The following is an 18,532-nucleotide window of genomic DNA, read 5'->3' as shown; positions in this document are numbered from 1 at the left end:
AATTGCTCAACCATCAAATAGAAAGTTGACCATGAGATGCCTGTGTATCGCTTGAACTGAGGATCAGAAAGCTTGTTTGAATCGATGTATTTCATCCGCAGATTATGCACGAATGCCAAGAAATCCGAAGTGCAAATATTAACCAAAAAGAAGATCGTTTTTTGATTTATGAAAGAGATCTAATAATCAAATTATTGTTTTATATGAATTAACATAAGAAATATTTATAGCTATTAGCTATAGCGAAAAATAAAATAACTATTGGCATTCATTCATTAATTTTCCGATTCTTAGACTGTTTATTTTTATGCTCTTTTCAGAATCCGCCACTTTTTCAAATTGCAGAACGTTTTTTGCTCTTGGTCTGGCTCGGTTCTGGATTCCAGTATAAACCTCATTTTTGCAGTTTAAGGAAACATTGATGTCGAATTCTGCTGTCGTTGAATCAGTTGCTCAAGCACTCCGTAGCGCTGAATTATCAAAAACTGCGATCACACCGATTCGCCCACAACTGGGTGGCGAGAGTGCTGACGTGGATATCGCCTATGCCGTTCAGGAAGTGAATACAGCACGTGCATTGTCTGAAGGCCGCCGTCTGGTCGGTCGTAAAATTGGTCTGACCTCTAAAGTGGTTCAAGCACAACTAGGTGTGGATCAGCCTGACTTCGGTATGTTGTTTGCCGACATGGCCTATGGCGATGGTGAAGCGATTCCTGCAGGTGTTTTGATTCAACCTAAAGTTGAAGCAGAAATCGCATTGGTGATCAAAGAAGATTTAACCAAAGAAAAACATACTTACGCAGACATTATCAGTGCGACAGACTATGCACTTCCTGCAGTCGAAGTGGTCGATAGCCGTATCGAAAACTGGAAAATCAGTTTAATCGACACTGTTGCAGATAACGCATCTTCAGCGGCTTTTGTATTGGGTTCACGTCCTGTGAAACTCGACAACCTTGACCTTGTAAATTGCAAAATGACCATGACTCGCGCAGGTGAAGTGGTGTCTCAAGGCGTAGGTAAAGCATGTCTTGCAAACCCGTTGAATGCCGCAGTTTGGTTGGCTGACGAAATGGTACGTCGTGGCCGCCCATTGCTTGCAGGTGACATCATTTTAACGGGTGCGCTTGGTCCAATGGTTGTCGCAAATGCAGGCGACGAATTTGTCGTTGAGATTGAAGGCTTTGGTTCAGTAACAGCTGCTTTTGCTGCTGAATAATCGAATATTGAGAGTACATTCATGAAAAAGATTAAATGTGCAATGATCGGTCCAGGTAACATTGGTACTGATTTGCTTTACAAACTTCAACGTAGCGAATGGTTAGAGCCAGTATGGATGGTGGGTATTGATCCAACATCTGAAGGTCTTGCGCGTGCTGCGAAAATGGGCTTAAAAACAACTGCTGAAGGTGTAGATGGTCTTCTTCCTCACGTAATCGAAGATGAAATCAAAATTGCATTCGATGCAACATCTGCATACGTTCATGCTGAAAACAGCCGCAAGTTAAATGAACTTGGCGTGCTCATGATCGACTTAACACCTGCGGCAATTGGTCCATTCTGTGTACCACCAGTAAACTTAGAAGCGTTATTGGCTGCTGGCGAAGTGCCAAACGTTAACATGGTAACGTGTGGTGGTCAGGCGACTATTCCTATGGTTGCTGCGGTTTCTCGCGTTCAACCTGTTGAATATGGCGAAATTATTGCAACAGTATCAACAAAATCTGTGGGTCCAGGTACACGTAAAAACATTGATGAATTTACACGTACAACTGCGGGCGCAATTGAGAAAGTTGGCGGCGCGAAACAAGGTAAAGCGATCATCATCATTAACCCTGCTGAGCCACCATTAATGATGCGTGACACTGTTCACTGTCTAGTTGAAGGTGAACCAGATCAAGCGGCGATCACTGAATCAGTACACGCGATGATTAAAGAAGTTCAAAAATATGTACCAGGTTACAAACTTGTAAACGGTCCTATTTTTGACGGTAACCGTGTTTCAATCTTCTTAGAAGTAGAAGGTCTTGGTGACTTCTTGCCGAAATATGCAGGTAACTTAGACATCATGACAGCAGCAGCTGCGCGTACTGCAGAAATGTTTGCTGAACACGTTTTCACTAAAGAAGCTTAAGGAGCAACCACATGTCTAAGATTATTGTTCATGATATGACTTTACGTGATGGTATGCACCCACAGCGCCATCAAACCACTGTTGAGCAAATGATTGCCATTTCAACCGCACTTGATGATGCCGGCGTACCTTTAATTGAAGTAACGCACGGTGACGGATTGGGTGGTTCATCAGTGAACTACGGTTTTGCTGCTGCAACGGATGAAGAATATCTGTCTGCTGTTGTACCACGTATGAAAAATGCAAAAATTTCTGCATTACTTTTACCAGGTATCGGTACGGTTGATCATTTGAAAATGGCGCATGAAATTGGTGTTTCTACCATTCGTGTGGCGACTCATTGTACTGAAGCGGACTGTTCTGAACAGCACATCACTGCTGCACGTAAATTAGAAATGGACACCGTGGGCTTCTTGATGCTAGCTCACATGGCAACTCCTGAGCGTCTTTTAGAAGAAGCGAAGAAGATGGTGTCTTACGGTGCAAACTGTATCTATGTTACTGACTCTGCAGGTTATATGCTTCCTCAAGATGTAATCGATCGCGTAGGTCACTTACGTCAACACTTGGATCCAAGCATCGAACTTGGTTTCCACGGTCACCATAACTTAGGTATGGGTGTATCAAACACTGTTGCTGCTGTTCAAGCAGGTGCGGTACGTGTTGACTTAGCGTCTGCTGGTCTTGGTGCTGGTGCGGGTAACACACCACTTGAGCTGTTTATTGCTGTAGCAAACCGTATGGGTATGGACACTGGCGTTGACTTGTTCAAAGTACAAGACGTTGCTGAAGACCTTGTGATTCCAATGATGCACAACCCAATTCGTGCAGACCGTGATGCGGCAACTTTAGGTTATGCGGGTGTTTACTCTTCATTCCTGTTGTTCGCGAAACGTGCTGAAGCGAAATATGGCGTTTCTGCGCGTGAAATCCTGATGGAACTTGGTCGCCGTGGTACGGTTGGTGGTCAGGAAGACATGATCGAAGATTTGGCATTAACAATGGCGAAAGCACGTGAGCTTCAAGCTTAATTGTTAAAACGCAAGTTTTAAAAAAGCGTCCGAAAGGGCGCTTTTTTATTTTTAAATTTAAAAATATTTAAGCAACACAATTAAAAATAAATTTAGAAATAACTTATGTATGCTGTCGTACATAAATATTTGAACTGCGAAATAAATCCCCTGAATTAAATAGCTATCATATTTTTTATAAATTCAACTTATAGTTTTTGGGTATTATAAAAAGCCTTAAACGTAAAAACTATTAAAAAATAGATTTTAAAGAGTTTATATATTTTTTAATCTTGAATTTGAAATATAGAACAAAGAGTTATTTTCATTGTTTAGTAAAATAATAAAAGATATCTAAGATTTTAAAAATATTAAAGAAATGATAAATATATTCAAATAAATCCAGAAAAATAATTGGGATCAAAAAGTTAATACTGTGGTCGGATTTTAAATAAATACGTTGTTCAGCATGATGCAGCCATTACTTCTTATGTTGGTTAAGGACAAAGAAAATGCGTCGTCATAATTTATGGATAGCAATCATTGCTGCAACAGCGACTTTAGGAACAACAGCTGCTCAAGCTGATTTTATTGACGACAGTAACGTTCAATTAAAATTTAAGAATTTTTATTTAGAACGTAATTATGATAATGAATCTCAAAAAAACTATGGTAACTGGACGCAAGCGGTAACACTAGATGCTAAGTCTGGTTATCACGATATCGGTGGTGGGGTTCAGGTAGGTGCCGATCTATTAGGACAATATGCCGTAGGTTTGAAATCTCCTGATAATGTGAATGATATTCACATGCCATATAGCAACAAAGATCAGAAGACTGAACGTGATAATGCCAAGTTGGGCATAACCTTAAAAGCAAAAGTTGGTCAAACTGAATTGAAAGTAGGTGACTTACAACCCATGTCACCAGTGGTGTTCTTTGATCCATCTCGTCAATTGCTAACGACCTATAGTGGCGCATGGTTAGAATCTAAAGATATCAAAGACACTAAACTGACCTTGGCTTATATTGATGGTATTAATGCGCGTTATGATAATCAATATCAAAATTTAACGCTGTTCCCGCAAAATGATTTTGCTAAAGCTGAAGCTGCAGGTCTATCCACTGATGACGGTATGTATATCGTAGGAATCGACCATCAATTCACACCTAAATTTACTGGTAGCTATTGGTATGCCGATGTGACCAATATCTATAAACAGCATTATGTAGCTACAGACTATAAAACAACTATCGGTGAAAAGACTAAGCTCAATGGACACGTTCGCTACTTTGATAACAGTGAATCTGGTGACAAACTTTATGGCAATATCGATAGCCAGGCGGTTTCTGCAGGCCTAAAAGTAAATCAGGGTGCTCATACAGTTCAGTTGGGCTATCAGCAAATGTTTGGTGATCATGGTACGAGAGCCACTATGTTCCCGACTCTGGGCGGATGGGTTCCACAACCATATTTAGACAACTGGTCTGTAGCAAGTTTTATTCGTAAAGACGAAAAATCATGGAGTCTTGGTTATACCTATGACTTCTCAGAGCTGGGTGCGAAAGGTTTAACTGCAACTTTACGTCATTTTGAAGGATGGGACGTAGACAATGGTGCTGGCAATAAGCGTGGTAAGGAAGATGAAAACAATGTAATTGTTAATTATGTTGTTCCTGAAGGTAAATTAAAAGGCTTAGGTTTCCAATACATGTTCATCGATACCAACTATGACAATATTGCAGGTGGCTTTGATTTGCAGGAACATCGTATTGCAACAACTTATACCTATAAATTCTAAAATTGAGAATTTAAAAGAGCGGTATACCAATACCGCTCTTTTTTATGTCATTTGAAATTTAAAGCCTGAGTATTCATAAGGAATTATTTTTAAAATAATTATATAAAACAATATCTTAAATTATATATTTTTTATAGTATGCAATCGTAATTTTGTATCAGTTGAGCTGTGCTAAGCGGTTAATATAAAGCTGTAAAAATTCATTTTTTAAAGAGTCAACTTGCCGTCGACCTCTGAATAGATGGACACGCAAGCTAAAGACTGTACGAGGAATCAACATGAGCACTGTTCAAATCCCTGATTATAAAACAGATCCATTCTTTGGCTTAGAAGACAAATGGATTGAAACTGCAGAAGGTGAGTTGACTCACTACCACGAAATTGGTGAAGGTACACCAATTCTATTCCTTCATGGTTCTGGTACTGGCGTATCTGCTGCTGCAAACTGGTGGTTGAACCTGCCTGCAATTGGTGAGCAAGCACGTTGTATCGCAATTGACACGATTGGTTATGGTCAAACTGTTGTTGCACCTAACACTGCTTATGGTATCCGTGCCTGGGTTGATCACGCGATCCGTACTCTAGATGCTCTTGGCATTGAAAAAACCTGGTTGGTAGGTAACTCTTTAGGTGGCTGGTTGGCATTCCAATTGGCACTGGATTATCCAGAGCGTGTTTTAGGTATTGTATCTATGGGTACCGGCGGTGCAAAACAGACTGCTGCACTCAAAGCACATGCAAATCCAGTATTGACCGAAGAAGGTATCAAAAAGACACTTTCTATGTTCGTTGTGAACAAAGACCTGATTACTGATGAATTGGTGAAAGTACGTTTTGCTTCTGCTGCAAATGACTATGCATCAAACCGTTTGATGGATGTTGTAGGCGCACGTGACCGTGACCGTTTCGAATTCCCGTTAGACTTCGAAAAGATGAAAGACATCACTGTTCCTGTACTTTTGATTCACGGTACTCAAGACGTGGTGATTCCAGTTTCTCGTACTTGGGACATCCTGAACATCGTGCCAAATGCTGATGCACATATTTTCAGCCAATGTGGCCACTGGTCTCAAGTTGAAAAAGCAGATGAGTTCAATACTGTCATTAAAAACTACCTGGCTGTTCACGGCGTAAAATAAGTCGTAGCTCGGTGAAAAAGGATGGCTGAAGCCATCCTTTTTTTATACTTAAAAAGATAAAATTAAATGCATTCAATGAGGGTGATTCTCATTAACCACTGATTTAGATTTAAACATAATTTGCACAATATCTTTGGCGTCTAAATCCTTTTTTCTTACCCTTAAAATCGCATTAGACTTAAGTTGTAAAAGCAGGGGGTGGTTTGAGTATTAAATAATCAATTTGGAAATTTTGATAGATTTTTTTAATACAGCAGTTGGCTGAAATATAGATTAAAACGTTAAATACAGATGTTTCTGTTTGATTAAAAAATACACATTTGAATTGGGGGAATAAAAAACGCGCCTCTGAGCTTGTCAGTAAGCGCGTCGGGATTAAGCTAAAGGCTTATTTTTACTGATCGCGATTAATATCGAGATAGAATACACGTGTCAGTAATTCAAGGAATTTCTTCACTGCAACCGAATTGCCATCTTTACGGTAGCTGACATACAGATCCAGATAAGGCAGTTCAACGTCTAAGGGACGAATCACCGTATTGTTCATGGTCAGTGGCGCGATATAGCCTGGCAGAATAGTACAACCTAAACCAATCCCGATCGAGTTGATGTTAAACAGAATATTGTCTGCTTTCTGCACAATATTAAATTCAATACCATTGGCTTTAGCGAAGTCCAGGATAGCATTGTGCAGCGTCAATGACTGTTCTGCTGAAGGAATAATAAAATCAATGCCATTGAGGGCTTTCACCGGAATACGGTCATATTTCGCAAGTGGATGATCTTTCGGAAGAATAAAGATTAACGGTTCACGAATGACAAACTGGCTTTCAATCTCGTCACTGTTGAAGTTATGACGGGTAAAGGTCAGATCTAGCTCACCTTTTTTGAGCAGTTTCATCTGTTCAGTGTTATTCAGGCTGAGCAGTTCAATTTTCAGGTCTGGATTTTGAACGCGCAGATTTGGCAGCACATAAGGGAAGATTTTCATCTCTGCTACAGGAACGAAACCAATGCGCAGCATCTGCTGCTTGGCTTGTGATACCTGGCGTGCCATGGCAATCGCTTTATCTGCTTGAGCCAGCGTCAGGCGTGCCTGTTCAAGGAATACAGCACCTTCCTCAGTGAGTTCGACTTTACGCTTAGTACGGTTGAGTAGCTTTACGCCGACATCTTCTTCCAGGTCTTTGATTTGCTGACTCAAAGAAGGCTGTGCCGTATAAAGTTTGAGTGCCGCCTTGCTAAAGTTCAGTTCTTCAGCAACGGTAATAAAGTAACGAAGATGTCGTAATTCCATAAAACTAGCCCGCCGAGTAATCCAAAAAATGTATTACTATAATTTTCAGGCAGTATAGTGCATAAGCAACTATATGGTGAAGCTTATTTTACCATTCACAAAGTAAATGAATGTGTCGTAAAAAAAGTGTTTTAATGGAGAATATCGCCAAGTGATTAATTGGTGAAATCTATTAATCAAAACAAAAAAAATATTTCCGCAAATTCACTCAAAAATCCATCATCGTTGAAAAGTTGAGTCTATTACTTTGTGCCATATCTGGTCACAGGAGAGCTTTTCATGAGTGGAAAAATTGATGTGCGCGAAATCGACGCTTTAGTCGATGCACAAAATGGACGTATCACGCCATCTATCTATACAGATCCTGACATTTACGAATTAGAACTTGAACGTGTCTTCGGTCGTACATGGTTGTTCCTTTGCCATGAAAGCCAGATTCCTAAGGCCGGTGACTTCTTCAATACCTATATGGGTGAAGATCCAATCATCGTGGCACGTCAAAAAGACGGCTCAATCAAAGCATTCTTAAACCAGTGCCGTCACCGTTCTATGCGTGTGAGCTTTGCTGACTGTGGTAATACACGTGCATTCACTTGCCCGTACCACGGCTGGTCATACGGTATTGACGGTTCTCTAAAAGACATTCCGCTTGAAGATCGTGCTTACCCACATGGTGCATGTAAAGAGCAATGGGGTCTGGTAGAAGTTAACCGCGTTAAATCATACAAAGGCCTGATCTTCGGATGCTGGGATGAAACTACGCCAGATCTAGAAGAATACATGGGCGATATCGCTTGGTACCTGGACGGTGTTGTCGATCGTCGTGAAGGCGGTACTGTGATCGTGGGTGGTGTACACAAATGGGAAATCGAGTGTAACTGGAAATTTGCAGCCGAACAGTTCGCATCTGACCAATACCACGCGTTGTTCTCTCACGCATCTGCAATTCAGGTACTTGGTGCAAAACCAGATGACGAATCTTCTAAGAAATTAGGTGCTGCACAAACTGCTCGTCCAGTTTGGGAAACTGCGAAAGACGCGATCCAATACGGTTCACGTGGTCACGGTTCAGGCTTCTTCTTCACAGAGAAACCAGATGCAAACGTATGGGTTGACGGTGAAGTAGCGAACTACTTCCGTGAAACTTACGAAGAAGTGAAAGAACGCCTAGGTGAAACTCGTGCGCTTCGTTTAGCGGGTCACAACACCATGTTCCCTACATTGTCTTGGTTGAACGGTACTGCGACTCTTCGTGTATGGCACCCACGTGGTCCAAACAAAACTGAAGTTTGGGCATTCTGTATCTGTGATGCGGACGCACCAGAAGATGTACAAGCAGCATTTGAACGTTCTGCAACTCGTGCCTTCGGTCCTGCAGGCTTCCTGGAGCAAGATGACTCTGAAAACTGGATCGAAATCCAAAAAGTTTTACGTGGTTACAAAGCGCGTCAAAACAAACTTATTATGGAAATGGGTAAAGGCAACGAGAAAGTACGTGAAGATGGTATCCCGGGTATCACTAACTATATTTTCTCTGAAACTGCAGCACGTGGTATGTACCGCCGTTGGGCAGATTTATTGATTCATGAAAAATGGGAAGACGTTGAAGCTGCGGCTGACGAATATGAGAAGGAGCTTATGAAATGAGTCAAATCAGTTTAGAACTTCATCACCAAATTAGTCAGTTCCTGTATCAAGAAGCCAAGCTTCTTGATGACTGGAAATTCCGCGAGTGGTTAGACACGCTAGCTGAAGATATTTCTTACACGCTACGTACTACACCAAACGCTCAAACGCGTGACCGTCGTCGTTCAGTTGAACCACCTACTACCTGGGTATTCAACGATACGAAAGATCTTCTGGAACGTCGTGTTGCACGTCTGGAAACTGGTATGGCTTGGGCTGAAGAGCCTCCATCACGTACCACTCACATGGTGAGCAACGTGATTGTTGAGCCGACTGAAGTTGAAGGCGAATACGATGTATACGTGACATACCTACTGTACCGTACTCAGAAAGAGAAAGACGTTACGATTTACTGTGGTAAACGTCATGACAAGATCCGCAAAGTTGAAGGCGGCCTGGGCTTCCAGATCTTCAACCGTAAGATCACGCTTGACCAAGTTACCTATAACTCACATAACCTGAGTGTGTTCTTCTAATGAATAAGATTTTTGTTTGCCAAGTTGACGAATTAGACGAAGGCGAAGCGTTAAAAGTGGATTGCGGCGTAAACGGTATCGAAGCGCTTGCAGTATTCAACAACGGTGGCGAATTCTTCGCAATGAACGACCGCTGTTCACACGGTAATGCTTCTATGTCTGAAGGCTACCTTGAAGACGACGGTACAGTGGAATGTCCACTTCATGCAGCTCGTTTCTGTTTGAAAACAGGTCATGCACTTTGCTTACCAGCAACTGACCCAATTCAAACATTCCCAGTTGTACTTGAAGATGGTGCGTTATACGTAGAGATGGCAGGAGAGTAATCATGGGTTGGCTACAAGGCGAAGTTGCACTGATCACGGGTGGTGGTTCAGGTCTCGGTTGGGCACTGGTAGAACGTTTCCTGGAAGAGGGCGCACAAGTAGCTGTTCTTCAACGTTCACAGTCTAAAGTCGATGCGCTGAAAGAACATTTCGGTGATCGCGTGCTTGCGATTGCCGGTGATGTGGCCAGCTATGAAGACAATGTCCGCGCTGTTCAAGCGACTGTAGAGCGTTTCGGTAAACTCGACTGCTTCGTCGGCAATGCCGGTATCTGGGATCACTACGCAGATATCGTCAATACCTCTGGTGAGCAGCTGGAAAAAGCCTTTGATGAGATTATGGGAATTAATACCAAATCTCTGATCCTGGGTGCGAAGGCTGCACTGGATGCATTGATCGCTTCTGAAGGTTCTATCATATTTACTTTGTCTAATTCGGCACTGTACTCTGCTGGCGGAGGCCCTGTATATACTGCATCTAAGCATGCCGGTGTGGGTATTATGAAAGAACTGGCCTACGAGCTTGCGCCTAAAGTACGAGTGAACGCCGTTGCGCCATCAGGTATGAATGTGAACATCAAAGGTGCTGCATCATTGGGTCAGGAAAATCTTGGTCTGCTTGATGCACGTGATCCTGAGAAAATCGCACGTGGTATGCCACTGAATTTCTTACCTGAGCCGGAAGATATGACGGGTTCATATGTGCTCTTGGCATCTCGTCAAAATAACCGTCCACTGACTGGTGTTCTGATCAATGCAGAATGTGGTCTGGGGATTCGTGGTTTACGTCAACCACGTGCCGGTTTCTTTGACGAATAAAAATCTAGTCTAAATCAAATAGACTTACCGGCAGCCTCCTCTTGGCTGCCTTCCTTTTAAGGAGTCTCTCATGGCCGTTAAACTTATTTGTGCATCGCACAGTCCTTTAATGGAATTTGCTTCACCGCAAGACAAGGCACAAGAACAAAAAGTTCGTGATGCTTTTGAAAAATTGTCTGCTGAAGTAAAAGCTTACGACCCAACCCTGATCATTACTTTTGGTCCTGACCATTTCAATGGTTTCTTCTATGACCTGATGCCAAGTTTCTGCGTGGGTATCCGTGCAAAAGCAGCAGGTGACTGGGACTACGGTAAAGACAACGACCATATCGATGTACCTGAAGACAAAGCTTTGGGCTTGGTTCGTCGTGTACTCGATGAGGGCGTGGACGTTGCGTATTCTTACCGTATGCAAGCCGACCATGGCGTGACTCAGCCATTGCACTTCCTGTGTGAAGGCAAACTTGATCGTTATCCAACGATTCCAATTTTCATTAATGGTGCTGCAGCACCAATGCCAACGACTAAGCGTACGATCGCTTTAGGCCGTGCTGTAGGTCAATTCATCAAGTCTTTAAACCTTGAAAATGAACGTGTCCTTGTTTTAGGTACAGGTGGTCTGTCTCATGATCCACCAACACCACAAATGGGTTCAGTGCCACCAGAAGTTGAAGAATTCCTGATTGCAGGTCGTAATCCAAGCTCTGAAGCACGTGAAGCACGTCAAGCAAAAATTATTGCAGTCGGTCAAAAATTGGCTGCTGGTGATACCTCTGTTGCCGTTCCACTCAGCCCTGAATGGGATATCGCATTGCTTGAAAAATTCAAGAATGCTGATTTTGCTGCGATGGAAGCAATGACAGAAGCTGAAATCCGTCGTGACGGTGGTCGTGGTGGTCAAGAAGTTCGCTCATGGATGGCTGCATTTGCTGCCTTAAGTGAAATTGGCGAATACGACATGACAACACACTGCTATGAAGACATCAGTGAATGGATTGCAGGCTTCGGTATCGTATCTGCAGAGCTAAAAGGTTAATTTACACATGAGCAACATCGAAACCATCGTGATAGTGGGTGCTGGCCAAGCTGGTGCAAGCGCAATCCTAGAACTTCGTGCTAACAAATTCGAAGGTAAAATCATTCTGATTGGTGATGAAACGCATCTTCCTTATGAGCGTCCGCCACTGTCTAAAGACGTGATTTTGCGTCCTGAAGAAACCAAGATCGAAATTTTGTCAGAAGAAAAACTGGCAGAACTTGGGGTTGAAACCATCCGTGGCAATGGCGTGCAAAAAATTAACGCTGAGGCTAAAACGGTTGAACTTCAAAATGGTGACGTTGTTGCTTATGATAAATTGCTTCTTGCAACAGGTGGTGCGGCACGTCGTTTGCCAAACTTCGATGCACTTGGCAAACACGTTTATACGCTGCGTAACCTTGAAGACTCACAAGCTTTAGTTCCGGTATTACAACCAGGTTGCCGTTTAATCTTAATCGGTGGTGGCGTAATCGGTCTTGAGCTTGCTTCATCTGCACGTTTTAAAGAATGTGAAGTGACCGTGATTGAAATGGGTCCAATGGTGATGGGTCGTTCATCGCCACGCATCCTGAGCGAATTCTTGCTTGAACAGCAAAAATTAGCAGGTGTGGATGTTCGTCTTTCAACTTCAATTGCAGACTGCAAATTGGATGGCGAAGAAATCGTGGTGACATTGGGTGACGGCGAAGAACTTCGTGCAGATGCTGTAGTGTACGGTATTGGGATTGTGCCAAATGCACAGCTTGCGGTTAAAGCAGGTCTAGACGTTGATCTTGCAATTAAAGTCAACGAGAACTGCCAAACCTCAAATCCTGACATTTATGCAGCGGGTGACGTTGCGACTCAGCTTCGTGACTGTGGTAACCACCGCCGTGTTGAGACTTGGGAAAATGCCAATCTTCAAGCAGGTATTTTTGCACGTCATGTGATGGGCGTTGAGCATCCAACACCAAACCCAGCATGGTTCTGGACAGATCAGCTTGATATCAACTACCAATTCGTAGGTGATATGGCAGCAGCTGAATGGCATGTTCGTGGTGAAATCAAACCTGAACTTCGTGCTGAATCTACATTCGTACTTTTCGGTGTGACTGAAGGCGTGATCGTGGGTGGTATTACTGTGAATGCCGCCAAAGAAATGCGTCATTTGAAAAAATTGATTAGCAAGCAAGCTGCATTTGAAGCAGATAAATATTTGGATCTAGGCCAAGATCTTCGTAAGCTTGTGAAATAACTTTGCGTTATTTATGAGTTTACAAAAGGGCAGACCTTGGGCAACCTAGGTCTGCTTTTTTATGCACTTTACTTTGTTGTCACGACCTTAGTTGTCATTATATTTGAGTAAAGTTTGCGTATAGGTGATTTTTACTTTTAAAAGATTAAAAGTAACAAAAATCTTTTGATCGTTTGAGGGTATATCCCTATACCCCAAACGATCCAGCGGCATCCCTGCCGCTCCCCGTATTGTTGAATGCAGATTTGAACATAAATTTGGTTCGATTCTGTCTAATACATTTTTATTGAGCAGTTTATGAGTTCAAATTCATCATCTCCCATGATCGTCACCGCAAGTATTTATGCTCTGCTGGTACTCATTTGGGCAGCGACGCCACTTGCGATTGTCTGGAGTGTGGCGGAAGTGCATCCCATGTGGGTGCTGATCATCCGTTATTTTGGTGCGTCCCTGATTGCCTTAGCCCTACTTAAAATCATGCGTGATCCGCTGCCATTTGACGCAGTGTCCATGAAAAGTTATTTGGCAGGTAGCTTGAACTTGATTGGCGCACAGCTGTTTATTTATCTTGCTGCCAATTACTTAACTTCAGGTTTGATGGCATTAATTTTTGGCTTGTCACCGCTGATTGCGGGTTTAATCGGTCATGTGATTTTAAAGACTCATAAATTGGTGTGGTTGCAATGGCTCGGTATGGGGGTTGCGGTGAGTGGCTTAACGTTTGTATTTGCCGACTCTGCTGAAAGCAATGTGAATCCTTGGGGCGTGGTACTGATGGTGATTAGTATGATCTCTTATATCAGCTCCATTTTTTGGGTCAAACAAATTAATGCACCACTGAAACCAATGTCACAAGCCACGGGTTCTCTGATTGTTTCAGCGCTAGGTTCCTTGGCATTGATTCCCTTTATTTGGCAACATTTTCCGACTCAAATACCAAGTACCAATGCCATCATTGGGTTTGTCTTTACTATGATTTTGTCGTCCATTGTGGCAATGCTGTGCTACTTCTGGCTCATTCGTCGTTTGGCAGCGTCGACAGTGTCTTTAAGCAATGTGATGACACCTGTGATTGCGTTGGTCTTGGGAGCAACTTTAAATAATGAACACATTAGCCCAAATGCCTTTATTGGCATTGTGATCGTGATGTTTGGAATTGTGATGTATTTCTGGAAGGAATGGCGCGAGCAGTATTTTTCTAAATCCTAAACTGTATTATTCAAATTAAAAAAATATTTAGAAAGGAAGCCAGGGCTTCCTTTCTGGTTTTTGATGCAGAACCGGGTAGGGATGTCTTTTCTATCCCTTTCAGAACGGCAGATGAGCTCAAATCCAGGCTTTAAGTCAAAGATAGTCGCATCAGATACAATAAACAGTATTTCCCGCATTGTTCAGTAATGTGCATCAAACCCAAAATTTGCTGCTGATGTTCCACATGGAACAGTTGCACCTGCTGCACATCCTCATAGTCAATAATCTAATGAAAGATACTCAGGACCTATACATCATTCAGCAAATGAGGCGAATACATACTGATTATGTTCACAATTCCAGTCAAAAGTGTGCTGATATGCTGATTAGTACAGGTGATAAACATTGTAAGGATGAAGATTCTTGGAAAAAATGAGAACAACAAAACGATAAACAATTTATGCCGGCAGTTTATTAAGATGCAAATAGATAAAATGAAAAATCAAATAGATCCATCTGTTTGACAATAAAAACCAGGACAAATTTGCATGTCATCTGAATCTAATAAAATTGTGGTATATGCTGCGCTGTTTGGCAATCTGGCAATCGCACTGGTTAAATTTGTCGCGGCCTATATTACCAACAGTTCTGCCATGTTGAGTGAAGCTATTCATTCGGTTGTGGATACCCTGAATGAAATTCTGCTGCTGCACGGCATGAAAAAATCTCAAAAACGCCCCGATGCATTGCATCCCTTTGGCTATGGTCGTGAGCTATATTTCTGGGCCTTTATTGTCGCTTTAATGGTCTTTGCTTTGGGTGCCATTGTATCAATCTATCAGGGTATCCAGCACATCATCCATCCTGAAGAAATGCGGGACCCGATGATCAACTATATTGTGCTCGGTATTGCGATTTTATGTGAAGGAACTTCTTGGTTCGTGGCTTTAAAAGCCTTTCGCAAACACAAAGGCAAAATGGGATATTTTGAAGCTTTTAGACGCAGTAAAGACCCAACAACTTTTACCGTGTTATTTGAGGACACGGCTGCATTGATCGGACTTTTTATTGCGCTGGTGGGTATTTTCCTCGCACATCAGCTAAATATCCCTGAGCTGGATGGGGTGGCCTCAATTCTGATTGGTGTGGTACTGGCTGTATCGGCCTGGCTGTTGGCGCGTGAAACAAAAGGGCTGTTACTTGGTGAAACTGCCGATCCAAAACTGCGGAAAAATGTGCTGCTGATTGCGCAGGAGGATATCGCAGTATTTAGTGCCAACGGGGTACTAACCGAACAGATCGGTGCACATCAGGTGATTGCCTCTTTAAGCCTGGAGTTTATGGATAATCTGAATTCGGATGAAATTGAAGCCTGCGTCAACCGGATCGAAGCGCAGATCAAACAGATCCATCCGGAAATTATTACCCTGTTTGTGAAACCACAAACTCAGGCCGTCTGGCTGGAACGTACCCAAGGACGTGTATAAGAAGCTATTTTTTAATTGATGTGGATAGAAAATATCTTCAAATAACAGCCTTTTAAACTGCATATTCAGATCACTGTTTTAAATAGGCGTAGCGGCATCTATTTTTATGCCACTGATATCAGTAAAGACACCAGCAAACAGAAATATAAACTCAGTTTTGAGCTAAAAATCTCAGGATTCAAATCAATCTTTGTAATGATTGCTAGACTCATGTTGTCGCTAGAGCGCCTTCCTTACATCTATCCTCTATAACTTTAGTAGAATAACAAAAGCAATCTTGAGGATGGTTTAATTTTCATCAATTCACCAGTTCTCTGCAATTTCTCCTAGAAAATTGCAAAAATAAATAATGAATGACTTTACAAGCTTTTAGATAGAAGAAACCGATTTTTTGTATTCGTAAAACTTACTTTAACTTGTCACGGAAAACAGTTATGTTGAAGTAAATAAGATGTTTAAACAGTTCAGATCAAACAGACTTTATAAAGTTTTGGAGCTACAAAATGACACAAGATTTGCAAGCATCAGGCTGCCCATTTCATCAAAAACACGAAGGTACAGCGGCAAGCAATGCCAGCTCACACAATACGGACTGGTGGCCAAATGCGCTTAACCTCGACATTCTTTCTCAACACGATAGAAAAACCAATCCTTTTGATCCCGACTTTGATTATAAAGCAGCATTTAATTCCCTTGACCTTGAAGCAGTAAAACAAGATCTGCGTGAACTGATCACGACCAGCCAGGCATGGTGGCCAGCAGATTATGGCAGCTATATTGGTATGTTTGTTCGTACTGCCTGGCACTTGGCAGGTTCTTACCGTAAGCAGGATGGACGTGGTGGTGCCAATACGGGGAACCAGCGTTTTGCACCGTTGAACAGCTGGCCCGATAATGTCAATACCGATAAAGGCCGTCGTCTGTTATGGCCGATCAAGAAAAAATACGGTAACAAGCTCTCTTGGGGTGACCTGATTATCCTCGCAGGGACAGTGGCCTATGAAGTTGCAGGTTTGAAAACTTTCGGTTTTGCTGGTGGTCGTGAAGATATCTGGCATCCTGAAAAAGATGTGTACTGGGGTGATGAACGCCAATGGCTGGCACCGACCGAAAGCCGTTATGAAAATAACCAAGATCGTTCAACGCTAGAAAATCCTCTTGCTGCGGTGCAAATGGGTCTGATCTATGTCAATCCTGAAGGAGTGGATGGTGTACAGGATCCTTTACGTACGGCACAGGATATGCGAGTCACTTTCGACCGTATGGGCATGAATGACGAAGAAACAGTTGCCTTGACCGCAGGTGGTCATACCGTAGGTAAGTCACACGGTAATGGTAAAGCAGATTTGCTTGGACCAGATGTTGAAAGCGCAGATATCGAATTTCAGGGCTTGGGCTGGCATAACCCGGAAGGGACTGGTAACGCGGCGAATACCATGGTCAGTGGTCTGGAAGGTGCCTGGACCACCAACCCAACCAAATGGGACAATGAATTCTTCTATCTGTTGCTCAACTATGATTGGGAAAAAACTGTCAGCCCGGCAGGCGGGAAACAGTGGGAGCCGATTAACATCAAGGAAGAAGACAAACCATTTGATGCGCATGATACCAGTGTACGCCGTAATCCGATGATGACTGACGCTGACATGGCACTGAAAATTGATCCGGAATACCGTAAAATTTCAGAGCGTTTCTATCGTGATCCGGCCTACTTCTCTGAAGTGTTTGCACGCGCATGGTTTAAACTGACCCACCGTGATATGGGGCCAAAATCCCGTTATCTTGGCCCAGACGTACCGGCTGAAGATCTGATCTGGCAGGACCCAATTCCAAAAGTGGACTACACCTTGTCTGAGGCTGAAATTGAAGAACTCAAAGCAAAATTACTAATCAGTGGTTTAACCCCAACCGAACTGATCAATACGGCTTGGGATAGCGCACGTACTTACCGTGGTTCGGACTATCGTGGTGGTGCCAATGGAGCACGTATCCGTCTAGAGCCACAACGTCAATGGGAAGGGAATGAACCGGAACGTTTGAATAAAGTATTGAACAAACTTGAAGAGATTCAGGCAGGTCTTGAGAAGAAAGTCAGTATTGCCGATCTGATTGTATTGGGCGGTAGCGCAGCAATTGAACAGGCAGCCAAAGCAGCAGGTGTAAATATCAAGGTGCCATTTACACCGGGCCGTGGCGATGCATCTCAGGAACAGACAGATGCCTATTCATTTGAAGACCTGTTACCGAAATACGATGGTTTCCGTAACTGGCTAAAAGATGAATATGTGGTTCAGGCTGAAGAGCTGCTAGTCGATCGTGCACAACTGTTAGGGCTGACTGCACCTGAGATGACTGCGCTGGTTGGGGGTATGCGTGTACTCGGAACCAACTATGGTGGTGCGCCAGAAGGTGTCCTCACCAACAATGTTGGTGTCTTAAGCAATGACTTCTTTGTGAACCTGACGGATATGAACTATCAATGGAAAGCAACTGGCCGTAACCAGTATGACATTGTTGAACGTGCGACAGGTGTGAAGAAATGGACTGCAACACGTGTAGACCTGGTCTTTGGTTCGAATTCGATTCTTCGTGCTTATGCAGAAGTATATGCTCAGGATGACAATAAAGAAAAATTCGTGCGTGACTTTGTCAAGGCATGGGTCAAAGTCATGAATGCAGACCGTTTTGATGTGAAACGATAATTTTTCGATCTTGAAATAGGAAACCGGTCGTAGGGCCGGTTTTTTATTACCTGAATTTTTATTGGTCAATCAGCTCATAGAACGACCAGTCATGAAAAATAGATGGTCTTACTGAAAACTTAATAGGTATTCGCCACTTTTTCTCTATACTGGACTGAAAACCACACAACAAAAATGAAGATTAAGGAAGA

The 18,532-nt window shown here is 42.7% G+C and carries 15 protein-coding genes; 14 read left to right on the top strand and 1 reads right to left on the bottom strand.

The features are described 5' to 3' along the window. Positions 1 to 421 precede the first annotated feature (421 nt). From C3420_RS08150 to C3420_RS08130, 5 genes are all read left to right on the top strand, one after another. Positions 422 to 1,219, top strand: a complete 798-nt coding sequence (locus tag C3420_RS08150; RefSeq protein WP_103800302.1) for a 2-keto-4-pentenoate hydratase — start codon at positions 422 to 424, stop codon at positions 1,217 to 1,219. 21 nt (positions 1,220 to 1,240) lie between these two features. Beyond that, on the top strand, positions 1,241 to 2,134 hold the full coding sequence (locus C3420_RS08145) for an acetaldehyde dehydrogenase (acetylating) (RefSeq protein WP_103800301.1): 894 nt from the start codon (positions 1,241 to 1,243) through the stop codon (positions 2,132 to 2,134). An 11-nt stretch (positions 2,135 to 2,145) separates the two neighbouring features. Continuing rightward, positions 2,146 to 3,165, top strand: a complete 1,020-nt coding sequence (dmpG, locus tag C3420_RS08140) for a 4-hydroxy-2-oxovalerate aldolase (RefSeq protein WP_103800300.1) — start codon at positions 2,146 to 2,148, stop codon at positions 3,163 to 3,165. A gap of 491 nt (positions 3,166 to 3,656) precedes the next feature. After that, a complete protein-coding gene (locus C3420_RS08135; protein WP_103800299.1) occupies positions 3,657 to 4,946 on the top strand; it encodes an OprD family outer membrane porin in 1,290 nt (429 codons plus the stop codon). 278 nt (positions 4,947 to 5,224) lie between these two features. Continuing rightward, positions 5,225 to 6,085, top strand: a complete 861-nt coding sequence (locus tag C3420_RS08130) for an alpha/beta fold hydrolase (protein WP_004813371.1) — start codon at positions 5,225 to 5,227, stop codon at positions 6,083 to 6,085. A 394-nt stretch (positions 6,086 to 6,479) separates the two neighbouring features. Here the strand turns inward: C3420_RS08130 and hcaR are convergent, their stop codons facing one another. Next, positions 6,480 to 7,382 (bottom strand): DNA-binding transcriptional regulator HcaR, encoded by a 903-nt coding sequence (hcaR, locus tag C3420_RS08125; protein ID WP_004813369.1) that lies wholly within the window; start codon positions 7,380 to 7,382, stop codon positions 6,480 to 6,482. 279 nt (positions 7,383 to 7,661) lie between these two features. On the opposite strand from hcaR, the gene hcaE reads away from it, so the two are divergent. From hcaE to katG, 9 genes are all read left to right on the top strand, one after another. After that, positions 7,662 to 9,029, top strand: coding sequence for a 3-phenylpropionate/cinnamic acid dioxygenase subunit alpha (gene hcaE, locus C3420_RS08120; protein WP_004781815.1), 1,368 nt, complete (start codon positions 7,662 to 7,664; stop codon positions 9,027 to 9,029). Continuing rightward, entirely contained in the window at positions 9,026 to 9,544 is a 519-nt protein-coding gene (hcaF, locus tag C3420_RS08115; RefSeq protein ID WP_004781816.1) for a 3-phenylpropionate/cinnamic acid dioxygenase subunit beta, read from the top strand. The genes hcaE and hcaF overlap by 4 nt, the downstream gene beginning before the upstream one ends. Then, the gene (hcaC, locus tag C3420_RS08110) at positions 9,544 to 9,870 is read left to right on the top strand and encodes a 3-phenylpropionate/cinnamic acid dioxygenase ferredoxin subunit (protein WP_103800298.1); all 327 of its coding nucleotides are present in this window, start codon (positions 9,544 to 9,546) and stop codon (positions 9,868 to 9,870) included. The genes hcaF and hcaC overlap by 1 nt, the downstream gene beginning before the upstream one ends. Positions 9,871 to 9,872: 2 nt before the next feature. Next, positions 9,873 to 10,688, top strand: a complete 816-nt coding sequence (hcaB, locus tag C3420_RS08105; RefSeq protein WP_103800297.1) for a 3-phenylpropionate-dihydrodiol/cinnamic acid-dihydrodiol dehydrogenase — start codon at positions 9,873 to 9,875, stop codon at positions 10,686 to 10,688. A gap of 70 nt (positions 10,689 to 10,758) precedes the next feature. Beyond that, the gene (locus tag C3420_RS08100; protein WP_103800296.1) at positions 10,759 to 11,724 is read left to right on the top strand and encodes a 3-carboxyethylcatechol 2,3-dioxygenase; all 966 of its coding nucleotides are present in this window, start codon (positions 10,759 to 10,761) and stop codon (positions 11,722 to 11,724) included. 7 nt (positions 11,725 to 11,731) lie between these two features. Further along, positions 11,732 to 12,961, top strand: coding sequence for a 3-phenylpropionate/cinnamic acid dioxygenase ferredoxin--NAD(+) reductase subunit (hcaD, locus tag C3420_RS08095; RefSeq protein WP_103800295.1), 1,230 nt, complete (start codon positions 11,732 to 11,734; stop codon positions 12,959 to 12,961). A 297-nt stretch (positions 12,962 to 13,258) separates the two neighbouring features. Then, complete coding sequence (locus C3420_RS08090; RefSeq protein WP_103800294.1) at positions 13,259 to 14,170, top strand: DMT family transporter; 912 nt, start codon at positions 13,259 to 13,261, stop codon at positions 14,168 to 14,170. A 530-nt stretch (positions 14,171 to 14,700) separates the two neighbouring features. Continuing rightward, entirely contained in the window at positions 14,701 to 15,639 is a 939-nt protein-coding gene (locus C3420_RS08075; RefSeq protein WP_103800292.1) for a cation diffusion facilitator family transporter, read from the top strand. 503 nt (positions 15,640 to 16,142) lie between these two features. Continuing rightward, positions 16,143 to 18,341 carry a catalase/peroxidase HPI gene (katG, locus tag C3420_RS08070; RefSeq protein ID WP_004813351.1) on the top strand — a complete coding sequence of 733 codons (2,199 nt, stop codon included), beginning with the start codon at positions 16,143 to 16,145 and terminating at the stop codon, positions 18,339 to 18,341. Positions 18,342 to 18,532: the final 191 nt, after the last annotated feature.

The organism is Acinetobacter sp. ACNIH3 (assembly GCF_002918965.1).
Lineage (GTDB): Bacteria > Pseudomonadota > Gammaproteobacteria > Pseudomonadales > Moraxellaceae > Acinetobacter > Acinetobacter schindleri.
Note: the sequence above shows the minus strand (reverse complement) of the source record. Positions and strands in the feature narration are given on the sequence as shown.